Origin of the sequence: Hymenobacter mellowenesis (assembly GCF_030581005.1) — a bacterium.
GTDB classification, from domain to species: domain Bacteria; phylum Bacteroidota; class Bacteroidia; order Cytophagales; family Hymenobacteraceae; genus Hymenobacter; species Hymenobacter mellowenesis.
This window is the reverse complement of record NZ_JAUQSX010000012.1, coordinates 21,475-36,060: the sequence shown is the minus strand read 5'-3', so window position 1 is coordinate 36,060 and position 14,586 is coordinate 21,475. Positions and strand designations below refer to the sequence as shown.

Below are 14,586 nucleotides of genomic sequence, written 5' to 3'. Positions count from 1 at the left end.
CTAGGGCTGTGTAACACGGTATTTTTCCATCATCCGGCGGTTCTCCTCGCGGTGCCGACTGTCCATCTGCTTCTGCGCCTCGGGTCCGGGCTTCCAGTCCTGACGGGGCTTGCGCTCGGTGGCCTTGCGGGCCTCGGCGCGCTGCTGCGCAGCCTGCTCGGGGGTGATGAGGCCGCGGCGGGCCCGGGCGTTGGTAATGGTGAGCTTCTGGCGCAGGCCTTCGGCGTTGGGGTGGTCGTCGGGAATCCGCTGGGCCACGTTTTCAAGCATCCGGGGGGCGACGTCGCCGAGCAGCTTCACGTCGGCGGCCTGGGTACTGGCCCCGTTGGCTTTCTGGTCGAGGTGGCGGTGTTCGAGGAAGGCGGCCTTGCGTTCGAAATACTCCTGGATAAGCCGGTACAGGGTACTCACGTCGAGCGACTGGTAGAATTTGGTGCCTTTGGTGCGGGCCTCCTTCAGCGCCAGAATAATATCCTTCAGGCTGTCGTGGGTGTAGGTGCAGGCCAGCGTGTCGGCCAGTTCCAGAATGTCAGCCGTGTCGGGCTTATCGGGCACGCGCAGCGAGTCCACGAAGGCGCGCAGCATGACGACCAGCAGCTTGATAAGCACGGTTTCGCCCAGGCGGTGCCGCAGCTGGAACAGCTTGGGCGCGGCGGTGGCCTGGGCCACGGTGAGGCCCACCGACACCTCGGCCAATAGGGCGCGGGCCTCGGGGCTGGAGGTGCTGGCCAGCTCACGCATCGTACTTGGAGCGGTAGCCAGTTGGAGCAGGCCGTGTTCCGGGGTCGGGGGCAGGCTGGCTGGGGTGGTGGGGCTGGGTTCCGGGAGCGAGTTTGAGGCGGTTGTCAGCTGCATCATTGAGCATGAATTTTTTGGAGGTGGCTACCCAATCGCGGCGCAGGGGCGGCAGGCCGGTTTTCTTGTCGCGCCAGTTGTCGACGAGCTGGTGGTAATGGCGCAGGTCGGCCAGGGCGTAGTCGGTGCCGACGAAGGCGGCGGTAAAGGCCTCGAAGTCGTAGATGGCCGCTTGGCGGAACGGCAGCTCGGGCAGCGGGCCGCGTCGGCGGGGCTCGTCGCGGGCGGCGGTGGCAGCTGCGCGGATGGTGTCGGCGTGTAACCCTTTCTTTTTTGTCGCAACTTTTTTCTTTGGGGCTGCGCCGGACGGCGGCTGGTCGGCATCGAGTACCTGTGCTTCTGACAGTTCTTCGCCCTGGAACCTCTCCCCTCTTTTTTTTTGCGGAGCGGCGGCACTGTTTTGATGTACTGTTTTAACACTTCCTGTTTTATCATATAAGGAGTGTTCGGGCACTTCTGCCCCCGATAAACGGCCTACCGGGGGCACTTCTGCCCCAACCGGTTCGGGCACTTCTGCCCCTGGTGAATTGCTTTTACCGGGGGCACTTTTGCCCTTGGTAGTGGGCTTTACTTCGGGCACTTTTGCCCCCGATAAGTCGGTGAGGTAGCAGCGGCTGGGCTGGTGGCGGGAATGGCTGGGCTGGTAGCTGAGCAAGGCCCAGGCTTCGAGGTCGCGCAGGGTGGCGCGGTAGGTGCGTTCATTGCCGATGTGCGCGGCCTGCATGGCGGCGGCATGGTCAAGGTCAAGGCCGTGTTCAAAGAAGCCGGCGTTCCACGCGAAGAACAGGGCCCAGTACAGGCTGACGTGGTGCGGCGTGGCGGCCGGCTGCTGGGCCAGTTGGTAATGCGCGGCGCGGGTGTGCTGAATGAAGTTCACGGCTGGCCGCCCTCCGGTGCGCGGGGTGTCCGGCCGGCTTCGTAGTCGGCTATGAACTGAAAGAAGTGCTCGGGAATGGTGGGCACTAGGGCGTTGCCAGCGGCTTTGAGGGTGTTGCGGGCCCAATGGCGCGGGTCTTTTTGCCGGTGGCCCGAATCTGCTGGCGCACCTGTTTCATCTCGGCTTCCGTCAGGTCGCACCAGGTAGCCGGGAAGCCCATCATCTCCAGGACAAAGCGGGGGTTGAGTAAATACCCATCCCAGGCTGTCGGCGGGGTCGTGGCCGGGGCCGGCATCAATCGGTTGGTTATCTCGGCGGCCAGGCCCGGGGCCTTCGCTTTGAGCAGGCGGGACGAATAGGCCGCTGGGTTGGCTGCGTCGTTGGCTATCGGGGTCGGGAGCAGCTTCACGGCCAGGGCCAGCGGCATCCCGCCCTGGGCGTAGGGCTTGCGGCGGCTGTATTGGCTGTCGGTGGTAGGCGTGGGCAACAATCCAAACCCGGTCGCGCCGGTGCGGGGCGTCGACGGCGCAAGCTGGAAGTACAAGCGGCCAGACTTCAAAACCTTCGGCTTCCAGGTCAGCAAGCACACCTTCGAGGCCCAGCGTGAGGTGTCCAGCAACGTTCTCACCAAGAAACCAGCGGGGCCGGCACTGTGCAAGAAGCCGACGCACTTCTGGCCAGAGCCAACGGTCATCTTCCGCGCCTCGGCGCTTCCCGGCATAGCTGGCGGGCTGGCAAGGGTAGCCGGCGGAAATAATGTCAACTTGGGGCGGGTGGTGGACATCGTAGATGTTCAGGTACTGGTGGGCGTAGGGGAAATGCTTGCGACTAACCGCGTTGCAGAACGGGTCTATCTCGCAGGTCCAGGCGGTGTGGATGCCGGCGCGCTGCGCGGCCAGGGCGAAGCCACCAATGCCGTTGCAAAGGGCTCCGTGCGTAAGGGCAGCCGAACTCATGCCGCGGCGCGGTGGTAGCGGCGGGGGTAGGCGTCGAGGACGGAGCGGCGGAACCCCCAATCTTTCTCATTGAGCCGGACACCGGTAATGCGGCCAGTTCGGCGGGCGCGCAGCAGCGCCTCGGCGCACAGGCCGATGTACTCGGCCGCGGCTTTGGTGCTCAGCACTTCGTCGGGCTTGGCGGTGGTGGCCACGGCGCGGGCCTGTTCGGCCTCTTCAAGCTTCTCCAGGCGGCACAGAACCTGCCGCCACTCCGGTTCGGGAATGATGACGACGGTTTGCATGGGCTATGCGGCGGCTAGTTTGGCGCGGCGGTCGTCAATGCTGCGGCGTTCAGCTTGGGCAGCCTCAATGGCATCGAGCAGAGCGGCGGCGATGGTTGGGTTGTTGCTGCCGTTGCGCTGGATGGTGCTGTAAATAGCTGACGTGGTGTACTCGTGGCCAGCGTCATGGAGGCGCTTGCGGGCATCGGCTACCACGTTGGTGCGCTTGCCAAGGCTGGCAATCAGAGCGCGGATGGTGACGCTTTTATCTTCTTGTGCGTCAATTTTGGTTGCAGTTAGTTGCATTTTGTTATGCGCTTAGTATATTTGTGCGTAATACTTCTGCAATTAACGCACATAAGTGCGCGTATTTGGCATAAAGTGTACGCTTTTTAGCGCATTATTATGGAACAAATTGAGCAGCAACGTGAAAAAGTTGTCCCAGCAGGCGTAGACACCGATACTGGCGGGCGTATCAAGCAACTGCTTGAGCACTATAATTTGAGCACCTATGAGGCGAATAACCGCCTCGGGTATGGCCGTGCGTCGAAGCTGTACAAGCTGCTGAAAAACGAGGTGCGGCCTGGCTACGAAACCATTGTGGACCTGCTGGCCTCGTTTCCTGAACTATCGGCCGATTGGCTGCTGACGGGTGCCGGGCCCATGTTGCGTGGTGCTACGGATGAGGCCAAGCCGGCCATCTCGCTACAGCAAGTGGTGCGCGGTGATAAGGTGGTCGTGGTGACGGTGGACGACAAGGGCAACGAAAACACGGTGCTGGTGCCGATTCCGGCCCAAGCCGGGTACTCGCTGGCTCATAACGAGGCCGTGTATCTGCAGCAGTTTGGCACCTATAAAATTCCTGGCTTCGAGCGGGGTGAATTTCGGGCTTTTGAAGTGGCCGGCGACAGTATGGCGCCGACTATCAATCACCGGGATATCGTCATAGCTACCCGGGTCGATGAGCTGCGCTTGTTGGAGCCAGGTGAGGTGTATGTGGTAGTCACGCCCGAATCGGTGATGCTGAAGCGAATTAAAAACCGGCTGCGGGCGAATGACGACGAAGTGCTGTTGCATTCAGATAACCCGCACCGCTTGCCCTATGGCATGGAAACCCGTGACATAATAGAACTGTGGCGCGTGCGGGGCTATGTGTCCAGCTACATCCCAAGCGCACCCGATATCACCGTGGAACGGCTATGGGAGGTTATCGAGCAGTTGGGCTTTGACCGGGGCGAGGTTCGGAGGCATTTAATTGAAAACAGCACCCCTAGCGCTACCTAACGAAAATTAGCTACCGCTTACCATCGTGCAAGCGGTTGATTATACGGGTTTTACCGAGTGCTCCTTGTTACAGGTGTGAGTCCAATAATCGGCTCCCTTTTTAAAGCCCGGAAAACCGCTTTTCACTTGGTGAAGGTTGTTTTCCGGGTTTTTCGCGTTTGGGACTTTGTGTTTCGGGCCGCTCCGAAGCGGCCCGCCACTGGGCGGCGTATCCCCCTTTCGTGTCATAGCGCGGCGTGGCGGGGGCGCCTACTTTTGGCCCATGCAAACTCGGTTCCCCTTGGCCATCATCGAAGACCAGACGCCCATTCGGGAAATGCTGCAACAGTACCTCTGCGCTCAGCCTGAGTTTGAGTGCGTGCTGATAGCCGTTTCGATGGAGGATTTTTTCCGGCAGCTGCCTACGCTGGGCATTCCGCCCGCCCTCGTGCTCTCCGACATTGGCCTGCCGGGGCGCTCGGGCATTGAGGGGCTGCCGCTCATTCTGGCCAAGCTGCCGGAAGCGCAGGTGCTCATGCTAAGCGTGTTCACGGATGCGCCCCGCGTGTTTGAGGCCATTTGCGCCGGGGCGGTGGGCTACCTAGTGAAAAACACCCCGCTGCCCGTTATCAAAGCGCACTTGCTGGAGGTGGCGGCAGGGGGCTCGCCCATGTCGCCGGCGGTGGCCCGGCACGTGCTGCAGGCCTTTCGGCGGCAGCCCCCGGTGGCCGTGGCGGCCGCGGCCGCGGACCGCCTCACGCCGCGCGAGCAGGAAATTGTGACGGCTGTAGAGGAAGGTCTCAGCTATAAACTCATTGCAGATGCTTTCAGTATCACCACAGACACCGTTAAAAACCACTTGCGGTCGGTGTACCGCAAGCTACACGTCAACTCGAAAGGCGAGCTATTGGCTTTGGCGCTGAAGCGTCGCGGATAGGCTTAAACGCTTAAATAATATGACACTTTCGTGTCATTGCGGCGCATGAACGGAGGGGCGTGCTTTGTGGAGTTCAGTAGCCAAGGCTGCGGTTCGCCATCGTCTCACCCTTTTCCCACGGTATTATGGGCTTTTCTTTCCTAAGCCGGCTCAGCTGCACCAGCTTGGTGCTGGCCGTTTTGTGGCTGCCACTGGCCGCCCGCGCGCAGGCTCCCGTGAATGACGACCCGGCGCAGGCCATTTGCCTACGCCTGAGCGCCACCTGCGCTCCCACCATTGCCACCACCGTAGGCGCTACTACCACGGCCGCCGCCACGCTGGGCTACACCAACCCCGGCTGCGGCGTCGCTATCAGCCCAAAAGATGTGTGGTTCCGGTTCCTGACCGATTCCATTGGCCCCGGTAGTACGGCAGCCGCCATCACCGTGGAAGGCACCGCGGCGGGCCAGGTGCGGGCGTTCAGCGCCAACGGCGCGGGCGGGCCATTCACCGCCATCGGCTGTGCGGCCGGGCCCACCAACAACACCCAGGCGCCGCGTCTGATACTGGAACAACTGACGCCCGCCACTTACTACTACGTGTGCGTGTCGGGCTACGGCTCCGCCGATACTCCAGGCAGATTCACGATTTGCGCCGCCCAGGTTTCGCCCACCAACGACCTGTCGGTAGACGCGGTCCAGACGCTTACCCAACTGCCCATTCCGCAAGGGGCGCCCCACTGGGTGCGGGCGGTGGTGACCAACCATGGCCTGAGCCCCCAACTGCCCATCACGGTCACCCTCACCATCACGGGCGCCAACCCTTTCAGCGCTACCCAAACCATTGCCGCGCTGGCGGGCGGCGGCACCACGACCGTAAATTTCCCGGGCTTTACGCCCACCGCCGCCGGCACCAATACCGTGGCGGTGAGCATCCCGGCCGATGGCAACACCACCAATAATTCCCGAACCGTGACGCAGGTGGTGAACGCCGACACGTATTCTTACGCCGACGCGGGGGCGGCGCAATCGTCCCGGGGCTTCGCGCCGCCCACTGCCACTGCGCCCCAGAACAATGTGTTTATCGGCCGCTTTCTCAACACTGCCCCGCTCAGCGTGTCGCACGTTCGGGCCTACCTGGTGAGCGGGGGCGGCACCACCGAAACCACCGTTGGCAAAACCGTATACGGCGTGGTGATGGAGCCCGCCTCCGGCCGCGTGCTGGCCCGCTCGGCCGACCACGTGGTGACGGCGAGTGAGCTCAACTCCTACGTCTCGTTGCCCCTTTCCAGCCAGGTGTCGCTTCCGGCCGGCGCCGTGTTCGTGGGGCTGGTGCAGACTTACAAAACCGGCCCGGTGGTGCATTATTATCCGCTGGGCACCCAGCCGGACGGGCCGGGCCGCACGGGGGCCTTTTACGCGGGCTCTGCTACCACGCCCGCGCTGTTTTCCGACACTGGCCTGAGCTCGCGGGTGCGGTACATGCTGGAAGCCGTGACGGTGCCGGCTTCCCTGTGCCCCCAACCCGCCGCGGCAACCACAGTGTTTTCGAAAATCAGCCCGACCGGATTTACGGCCACCCTTGCCGGCGCCGCCGGCCTCACCCTCTCGTACTCAACCGGCGGCGGCCCGTCTGCTACAGTCACCTCGGCCAGCAGCGCCCTGGCGGTGAACGGCCTGAGTCCCGCCACGCTTTATGACATCGAGTTGAGGAACGTTTGCGGGGGCCAAACGTCGCGGCCTCTGCTGGGCACCTTGCTCACCCTGCCGGCCCCGGCAACCTATGCCTCCCTGCCCCTGGGGGAAGGCTTCGAAAGCACCTGGCAGGACGACGGTGCCATCCAAGACCGCCCGGGGGCGCACTGGCGCAGCTCCCCTTCGACCGGTGACCCGTCGTGGCGCCGCGACGACGACGGCACCTCGGCCTTCTGGGCAGTTCCGTCGATGGGAGCTTACAGGCCAGTCAGCAGCCAGGGCGTCCATTCGGCCCGCTTCCACACCTACGGTGCCCCCACCACTTCCACCGGCGACCTGTTTCTGTACGTGAATATGAGCAACTCGCCCGGCCCCAAGCAACTCACCTTCGACTACGTGAATGTGAGCGGCACCGACCTGCTGGACGTGCTGGTGAGCAACGACGGCGGCGCCACCTTTAGCCCAACCCCGGTGCTCACCCTGGGCACAAGCCCTGCCTTTGCTTCCTACTCCGCCACGCTGGCCAGCACTTCGCCCACCACGGTTATCCGCTTCCGGGCTACTAGCGACCAGGGCTCGACCGACATGGGCATCGATAACGTGCGCCTGGCGGTGCTAACCGATACCCGCAACGAGGCCCTGGCGGCTATGGTGGGCCTAGCGCCCAACCCGGCCCACGGCACCTTCACGCTGGCCGTGCCCGCCGGCTCGCTCGGCACGGCTTCGGCCACGCTGCTCAATGCGCTGGGCCAAGCGGTGCAGGCCCGGCAGCTGCGCCTGCCCGCGGCCGGTGGCCCGGTCGTGTTCGACATGCGCGGCCTGGCCTCCGGGGTGTATTCGCTCCAGCTCCAGACCAGCGACACCCGCGTGGTGAAGCGCGTGGTGATTGAGTAGCCGGCCATTGGCTTGTTATCGAAAAGGGCTTACCCGTGCGGGTTAGCCCTTTTTGTATGCCAGGCGATAGTGCATTTGCCCTAAACCCAGCGAAAAGCCCTACGCCCTACGCTGCGAGGCACCGCGTTGGCAATGATAATTCTTTACAAATCAGGCCTTATTTTGTAATGTTGCAGAATAATCCAGCTTCTTCTTGACTTTATGAAAAAACAGCTACTCTACCCGCTGTTCCTCATTGGTGGCCTACGGGCTCGCCTCGAATGGCCAGCTGGCGCATAAAGCCGGGTGATAATTACACTCGCTTCTCGACGCCTAGCCGGTATGCTACTTAATGCAATGAAAATGCTGCGCTGGCTGGTGGCCGGCTGCCTGCTACTGGCCGGGCCGGTGGCCCAGGGCCAGGCGCTGGAGCAGCACCCCGACCGGGGCTTGAGCACAGTGGGCGTGCGCGACATTGCCCGCGATGCCGCCGGCTTTGCCTGGGTAGCTGCCCGGCAGGGCCTGTTTCGTTACGACGGCCGCCAGCTCGTGCCGCTGGCCCTGCTAGTGCGGCGCGGCCCCACGCCCCACGGCCAGGCCACCCGCGTGGTGGTGGATGCCGCCGGCACGGTGTGGGTGGCGCTGCCCGATGGTCTTTACGCTTTCGTGCCCGGCAGCGGCGAGCTGCGCCGGGTGCCGCTTCCGCCCGGCATTGGCCCGCACGACCGCCCGCGTAGCCTGCTGCTGCACCAGGGGGCGCTTTGGGTAGTGTGGGGCACTAGCTCGGGGCAGGCGGTACTGCAGCTGCCGCTACGCCAGCCCCGGCAAGTGCCCCGCTTGGTGTGGCGGGTGCCCGGCAGCGGCGGCAGCGGCGCCCTCGAACCCGACTCGGCCGGCCGGCTGTTGCTGTTCAATGACGATTCGAGCTGGGTGCTGCTACCGGGCGGGCGGCAGCGGCGCCAAGCCCCCAACAGCCACCGCTACCGCCTACGCACCGTCGCCGGCTGGCGCCGCGTGCAGCCCGCCACCCACGCGCTGCGACTGCCGCACGGCCCCTACGCCCTCAACGACAGCACCTTGCTGGAGCTGCGCCCGCCCCGCCTGCCCCGGGTGCTGGCCAGCTGGCCTCGCATTCGCAACACGCCCGCCACGCCCCACCTCGATGTGCTGGTGCACGACAGCACCTGGTACTGGCTGGGCGCCGGGCAGCTTCTCTCGCTGAGCGTGCGGCGGCGGGCAGGACCGCCCGTGCTCCACGCCCAGCCCCTGCCCTTGGTGCCGGGCTGGAATGGCTGGCTGGCCTTCAACCGCGACGGCACCGGCCTGTGGGCCTTTGCCGAGGGGGTGCCGGGCGTGTGGCAGCTCTGGCCCCGCCCGCTGGCCGTGCAGGCCCTGCCCGTGGCCGACGGCCAGCACTTGAGCACCCGCAGCCTGGGCCGCCTGCCCGATGGCCGCCTGCTGGTGGGCACCTACGCCGACACCTACGCGCAAGCCGCCGACAGCCCCCTGGCCCCTTTGCGCCGCTGGGCCAGCCCGGCCGGCCGGGGGGTGTGGTTTTGCCGCCTGGCCCTGCCCGACGGCCGCCTACTGGTGGGCCTCGAAAACGAAGGCGTGGCGCTGGTGGCCGGCTCCCGGGCCGAGCGCCTGGCCTGGCCCGGCCTGCACCCCCAGCCCACCGGACATACCACGTTTTGCCTGCTGCGCAGCCGGGCTGGGCAGCTGTGGGCCGGCGGGCAGGAAGGACTGTTTTTGCTTGACCTGGCCACCCGCACCCGCCGCCGCTACCGCGAGGTCGACGCCGCCTGGCCCTTGCACCGCTGCGAGATTGAGGCCATGGCCGAAGGTGCCCACGGCGAGCTGTGGCTGGCCACCAGCCAGGGCCTGTATGCCCTGCAACCCGCTACCGGAGCCCTGCGCCACTACGGCCCCGACGAGCCGCCGCCCCGCCGCCTGCCCACGGGCCTGCTGCGCGCCGTGTTACTCACCCACCCCGACAGCCTCTGGCTGGGCACCGCCGATGCCGGCCTGCTGCTGCTGCACCCCCGGCTGGGCGTGCGCCGCCAGCTCACGCGCGGCCGGGGCCTGCCCAGCGAGGTGGTGGCTTTTGTGCTGGCCCCCCCGCCGGGGCGGGTGCTGTGGGTGGGCACCGACCTGGGCCTAGTGCGCTACGACCCCCGCACCGGCCGCCGCAGCGACCTGACCACCGCCCAAGGCCTGGCCACCAATGACCTCAACCGCCAGTCGGCCTGGTACGACACGGCCCGGCAGCGCCTGTACGTGGGCGGCGTGGGCGGGCTGAGCTTCCTCGCCCCCCAGGCCCTGGCCGCCGCCGAGCACCGCCCCCGGCTGCTGCTCACCACCCTCACCCAGCACCACGCCCAGCCCGATACCATCCGCACCGATTACCTGCCCGGCACCCTGCCCCAGGGCCTGACGCTGGCCCCCGGCGATGCCTTCGCTGACCTTGCCCTGAGCCTGAGCGACGACGACGGCCCCGAGCCCGCCCGCTTCGCCTACCGCTTGCTGGGTAGCGGCCCGGCCGCCTGGCAGGAGCTGGGTACCAGCAACCGCCTGCGCCTGCAAGGGCTGGAACCTGGTGACTACACACTGGAGCTGCGGGGCGAAACCGGGCTGGGTACGCCCGCCCGCCATGTGCTGCGCGTGCCGGTGCGCGCCCGCATCTACTGGTGGCGGCGGCCTGGTGTGTGGGCTGCCCTCACGGGCCTGCTGGTGGCGGTGGCGGCCGGCAGCGTGTACCAGTGGCAGCAGCGCCGCAGCTGGCAGCGCGAGCAGTACTGGCAAGCCGAGCATGCGCTGCGCCAGCGCATCGCCGCCGACCTGCACGACGACGTGGGCAACCTGCTCACCCAAATCAGCATGCACAGCAGCCTGCTGCGCGAAACGGCTCACAGCCCAGCCCAGACCGTGGCTCGGCTCGACGCCTTGGCCGCCGCCTCGCGCCAAGCATCCCAACAGATGAGCGACGTGGTGTGGGGCCTCGACGCCGAGCACCTGCGCCTGGGCCAACTGCTGGACCGCATGCGCGACCATGCCCAGGAGGTACTGCCTCCCGCCGGCCTCAACGTACGCTTTCAGGTGCCCGCCGACCTACCCGACCCGGACCTGGCCCCAGACCTGCTGCACAACCTCTACCTCATTTACAAAGAAGCGCTGCACAACGTGGTGAAGCACGCCCGCGCCACCACCGTCACGGTGCAGCTGACTGCCGCCACCGGCCTGACGCTGACCGTGACCGACGACGGCCACGGCCACGACGGCCAGCCCCGCCCCGGCGGCCACGGCCTAGCCAACATGCAGGCCCGCGCCCGCGCCGTGGGCGGCACCGTGTGCTACCAGCCGCTGCCCACGGGCTTCGCGGTGGTGGTGAAGCTGCCACTGGGCTAGGCCAGCCGCTTATTTTTGGGGTGCTTTGGGGGTGCCGCTTTTAGGTTGTTCCTTCGTGGGCATGCAGGCTCCCGGGCTCATCATTGGCGGCGGCATTGCCGGGCTCGCAGCGGCCGTGGCCCTACAGCAGCGTGGCATGGCCGTGCGGGTGTGCGAGGCGGCGCCCCAAATCCTGCCACTAGGCGCCGGCATCTGGATGGCGCCCAACGCCATGCAGGTCTTTCAACGCCTGGGCCTGGCCGAGAAGATAAACGCCGCCGGGGTGCCGCTGCGCAATATTCAAATTGTGGACGGCCAGATGCGCCCCCTGCTGCGCACCAACCAAGCCCGCGTCCGGCAGCAGTTCGGCTTCACGACCACGGCCATCACGCGCGCCCGGCTGCAGGCGTTGCTGCTGGCCGAAATCAACCCGGCCGATGTGCTGCTGGCCAAATCCTGCACCGCGCTGGTGGAAATCCCCAACGGCGTGGCCGCCACCTTCACCGATGGCAGCACTATCGAGGCTGGCTTTGTGGTGGCCGCCGATGGGGTGCATTCGCCGGTGCGCGGGCAGTTGTTTCCGGGCGTGCGGTTTGCCGGCACGGGGCACGAAGTCTGGCGCGGTATGGCAGAGCTGCATCTGGCGCCGGCTTTCAAGCAGTCCATCATCGAGGCGTGGTCGCAGGGCGTGCGGTTTGGCTTTTCAGAAGTAGCTGATGGCGTAGTCGACTGGTTTGCGGTGGTGAAAACCGGCCGCCTGGCTTCGCGCCACGAGTTGAAAACGGGTCTGCAAGCCCTTTTCCAGGGTTTTGCTTACCCAGTACCCGCCATCCTGGCGGCGGCCGATGAGGCGCCCATCATCCACAACGACATCGCCGATTTCGACCCTATTCCGCAGTGGAGCCGGGGCCGGGTGTGCCTCATTGGCGATGCCGCCCACGCCGCTACGCCCTACATGGGCCAAGGCGGCTGCCAGGCCGTGGAAGACGCCTACGCCCTGGCCCAGTGCCTGCACCGTGAGGCCACCCCCGAACAAGCCTTCGCCGCCTTGCAGCGCCTGCGCCAGCCCAAAGCCCGACACATTGTGCACACCTCGCGCCTGCTGGGCCGCGTGGGCTACTGGACCGGCCCGGCCGCCGCCCTGCGCAATTTGGCTATGCGCGCGGCCCCGGCCCGGCTGGTGGAGCAGCAGTTTTCGCAGGTGTATACCCTGAACTACTGAGGCTTCGGTGGAAGCGCTGAATGTGGCCGGCCACTTCGCCCGGCTGCGCCACCACCATCCAATGCGTGCCCCCACGCACCACCACCAGCTGCGCCTGCGGAATCTGGGTCTGCAAATACGTGGCGTGCGCCAGGGGGAAATGCCTGGCGCGCTCGGCCCACAATATCAGCGTGGGGCATTGCACCTGCCGGTACCACTGGGGCAGGCGCGGCAGCTGGGCCTCGTAGCCGGCGCACATCCGCACGATGAATTCCCGCACCCTGGCTTGCCGGAAGGCGCGCCACAGGTCCTGCCGCACGGCGGGCGCCAGCGCCGCCGCGCGCGGCAGAAACGTGTGCAGCGCCCGCCCGAACACCAGCCGCGGAAAGTGCCGCAGTAGCAGTCGGTTGACGCCGAACCGGCGCAGCCACGTTATTTCCCACGATGTCTCGGCCTCACTGCTCACCAGCGAGTTCATCACCGTCAGGCTGAGCACCCGTTCGGGGTACTCGGCTGCAAATACCAGAGCCGGCTGCCCGCCCATGTCCTGCCCCACGAGGTGCGCTTTTTCAATCTGCCAGTCATCGAGCATTTGCCGCAGGCGCTTGGCCATGAGCAGCGGCGTAGCGCCGCCTGGCCGGGCTTCGCTGTAGCCCATGCCAGGCCAGTCGAAGGCAATAACCTGCTTGCCAACGCTCAGCAATGGAGCCAGTTCACTGAAAACCTGCAGGTTTTCGGGATAGCCGTGCAGCAATACTACGGCTTCGCCCTGGCCTAGGCGGGCCATACGCACCCGGTGCTGCTGGTGGATTTCGAGCGTGGTGTCAAGCATGAGCGGGGAAATCCTGGGCCAGACAGTCGGCCGCGAGCACGCCCGAGATGGCGCAGAAGCTCACCCACTGGCCCGGGTGCGTGGAACTACCGGCGAGGTACAAGCCCCGCACATGCGGGCTACGGTGGGCAATACGGCCTTTGAGCATGAAGCGGGCAGTCATCACCGGGTTCATGCTGTCGCGGTAGAGCGTGTATTCGCGGCCCCACTCGAAGGTGGTGCGCCGGTGCAGCACGCGGTAGGCGCCGATGTTTTCCTGCCACCACGGCTCGGCCAGTAGCTGGTCCATCAGCGCGTGCTGGCCTGCTTCGCCCAGCGCGGCGGCCGTGGCATGGTCGAGCGGAGCGATGAGGCGGGCCGGGTACCAGCCGTCCTGCCCGAGGTCGGGTTCCAGCAGGCCAGGCTGCACGAAGGCCGTGCAGCCGGTGCCGTTCAGCTTGAAGCGGATGTAGTACGGCGGGTTGCGGCCCTGCACCGCCAGATACACGCACACGCCGGGCGACTGCAGCGGCAGCCGGCGCAGCTTTGCTTTTTCGGTGGGCTTGAAATTTTCCAGCAGCTCCGTATAAGTGCCGATGCCGTTGGAATTGGAAACCACGGCCTCAGCCGGAATGAACTCGTTCGCGGTGGTTTCCACGCCCGCCACCCGGCCGCGGGCCGTGCGGATACTATCGACTTTAGTATTGTATTGAATAACAACGCCGACGGCCCGCGCCGCTTTTTCCAGCAGCGTGGCCACGGCTTGCATGCCGCCTTTGGGATAGTAGGCGCCCACTTCGTGAAACAAGCCGGGCACGAAGGCCATCGGGCTGGGTGCCTGCGCCACCGGTTGCCCGGCCACGTGCGTCCAGATGCTGATGCCCTTGCGCACCGGCTCCGGCAGGCCCGACTGCTTCAGTACGGTATCGAGCGAGCTGAGCAGGAAGGGTACATGCCGCAACGCGCCGTTGCGCAACAGGTCCCACACACCGGGGCGCGATTTGAAGGTGAAGGGTTTGAGGGTTTGATGAATGCCAAACGTGCGCTTGACCAAAGCCTTGTACTGCGCGCCACTGCCCGCATAAGCCGCCTCAAAGCTGGCCGCCGTGGCGTCCAGGCTGTGGTCGAAGGCGGTGGCATGGCCATCCTCATGCAACACATGGTACACCGATTCAATAAGTATCAGCCCTAAATCGGCGGTGGAAAGGCCCAGCTGCTGAAACGCCCAGTCCAGCCCCGGCTTGTCGAGCAGAATATACGGCCCCGCATCGAGCGCAAAACCGCCGGCCGCCACGCCCGAGGCCAGGCCGCCCGCACTGCTTCGCGCCTCCAGCACCCGCACCTGATACCCTAGCCGCGCCAGCCGGATGCTCGCACTCAGCCCCCCAATGCCGGCCCCGATGACTAATATCTGAGTTGCCATGGCGTCGGTTATTAGCTATTAAAAAAGAACGCCATGCAGAGCGCAGCGAAGCATCTTTACCGCGGTAGTA

At 65.6% G+C, this 14,586-nt stretch carries 12 protein-coding genes and 1 pseudogene; 5 read left to right on the top strand and 8 right to left on the bottom strand.

Features of this window, described 5'->3' with window-relative positions; translation table 11 throughout:
* The 6 genes and pseudogenes from Q5H92_RS20105 to Q5H92_RS20080 all read right to left on the bottom strand — a co-directional run bounded on the left by Q5H92_RS20105 (nt 1) and on the right by Q5H92_RS20080 (nt 3,257).
* Nucleotides 1-741 (bottom strand): hypothetical protein, encoded by a 741-nt coding sequence (locus tag Q5H92_RS20105; protein ID WP_305013348.1) that lies wholly within the window; start codon nt 739-741, stop codon nt 1-3.
* Nucleotides 734-1,732 (bottom strand): hypothetical protein, encoded by a 999-nt coding sequence (locus Q5H92_RS20100; RefSeq protein WP_305013347.1) that lies wholly within the window; start codon nt 1,730-1,732, stop codon nt 734-736. Before Q5H92_RS20100 ends, Q5H92_RS20105 begins: the two co-directional genes overlap by 8 nt.
* Nucleotides 1,733-1,817: 85 nt before the next feature.
* A complete protein-coding gene (locus Q5H92_RS20095) occupies nt 1,818-2,219 on the bottom strand; it encodes a hypothetical protein (protein ID WP_305013346.1) in 402 nt (133 codons plus the stop codon).
* 49 nt (nt 2,220-2,268) lie between these two features.
* Nucleotides 2,269-2,688: pseudogene (locus tag Q5H92_RS26715) on the bottom strand (DNA cytosine methyltransferase); the annotation flags it as partial.
* A complete protein-coding gene (locus Q5H92_RS20085) occupies nt 2,685-2,972 on the bottom strand; it encodes a DNA-binding protein (RefSeq protein WP_305013344.1) in 288 nt (95 codons plus the stop codon). The gene Q5H92_RS20085 and the pseudogene Q5H92_RS26715, both read right to left, overlap by 4 nt.
* A 3-nt stretch (nt 2,973-2,975) precedes the next feature.
* Nucleotides 2,976-3,257: a hypothetical protein gene (locus Q5H92_RS20080; protein ID WP_305013343.1), complete on the bottom strand. Its 282-nt coding sequence runs from the start codon at nt 3,255-3,257 to the stop codon at nt 2,976-2,978.
* Between the two features lie 99 nt (nt 3,258-3,356).
* On the opposite strand from Q5H92_RS20080, the gene Q5H92_RS20075 reads away from it, so the two are divergent.
* The 5 genes from Q5H92_RS20075 (at nt 3,357) to Q5H92_RS20055 (ending at nt 12,303) form a co-directional block, all read left to right on the top strand.
* Entirely contained in the window at nt 3,357-4,235 is an 879-nt protein-coding gene (locus Q5H92_RS20075) for a S24 family peptidase (RefSeq protein ID WP_305013342.1), read from the top strand.
* Between the two features lie 262 nt (nt 4,236-4,497).
* Nucleotides 4,498-5,151 carry a LuxR C-terminal-related transcriptional regulator gene (locus Q5H92_RS20070; protein ID WP_305013341.1) on the top strand — a complete coding sequence of 218 codons (654 nt, stop codon included), beginning with the start codon at nt 4,498-4,500 and terminating at the stop codon, nt 5,149-5,151.
* 125 nt (nt 5,152-5,276) lie between these two features.
* Nucleotides 5,277-7,718 carry a T9SS type A sorting domain-containing protein gene (locus Q5H92_RS20065; RefSeq protein ID WP_305013340.1) on the top strand — a complete coding sequence of 814 codons (2,442 nt, stop codon included), beginning with the start codon at nt 5,277-5,279 and terminating at the stop codon, nt 7,716-7,718.
* Nucleotides 7,719-8,039: 321 nt separating this feature from the next.
* A complete protein-coding gene (locus tag Q5H92_RS20060; RefSeq protein WP_305013339.1) occupies nt 8,040-11,102 on the top strand; it encodes a sensor histidine kinase in 3,063 nt (1,020 codons plus the stop codon).
* 61 nt (nt 11,103-11,163) lie between these two features.
* The gene (locus Q5H92_RS20055) at nt 11,164-12,303 is read left to right on the top strand and encodes an FAD-dependent monooxygenase (RefSeq protein ID WP_305013338.1); all 1,140 of its coding nucleotides are present in this window, start codon (nt 11,164-11,166) and stop codon (nt 12,301-12,303) included.
* Here the strand turns inward: Q5H92_RS20055 and Q5H92_RS20050 are convergent.
* Together Q5H92_RS20050 and Q5H92_RS20045 are read right to left on the bottom strand one after the other, a co-directional pair.
* Nucleotides 12,236-13,114 (bottom strand): alpha/beta fold hydrolase, encoded by an 879-nt coding sequence (locus Q5H92_RS20050; protein WP_305013337.1) that lies wholly within the window; start codon nt 13,112-13,114, stop codon nt 12,236-12,238. The two genes, Q5H92_RS20055 and Q5H92_RS20050, sit on opposite strands and share 68 nt — an antisense overlap.
* On the bottom strand, nt 13,107-14,516 hold the full coding sequence (locus Q5H92_RS20045) for a phytoene desaturase family protein (RefSeq protein ID WP_305013336.1): 1,410 nt from the start codon (nt 14,514-14,516) through the stop codon (nt 13,107-13,109). Before Q5H92_RS20045 ends, Q5H92_RS20050 begins: the two co-directional genes overlap by 8 nt.
* Nucleotides 14,517-14,586 lie beyond the last annotated feature (70 nt).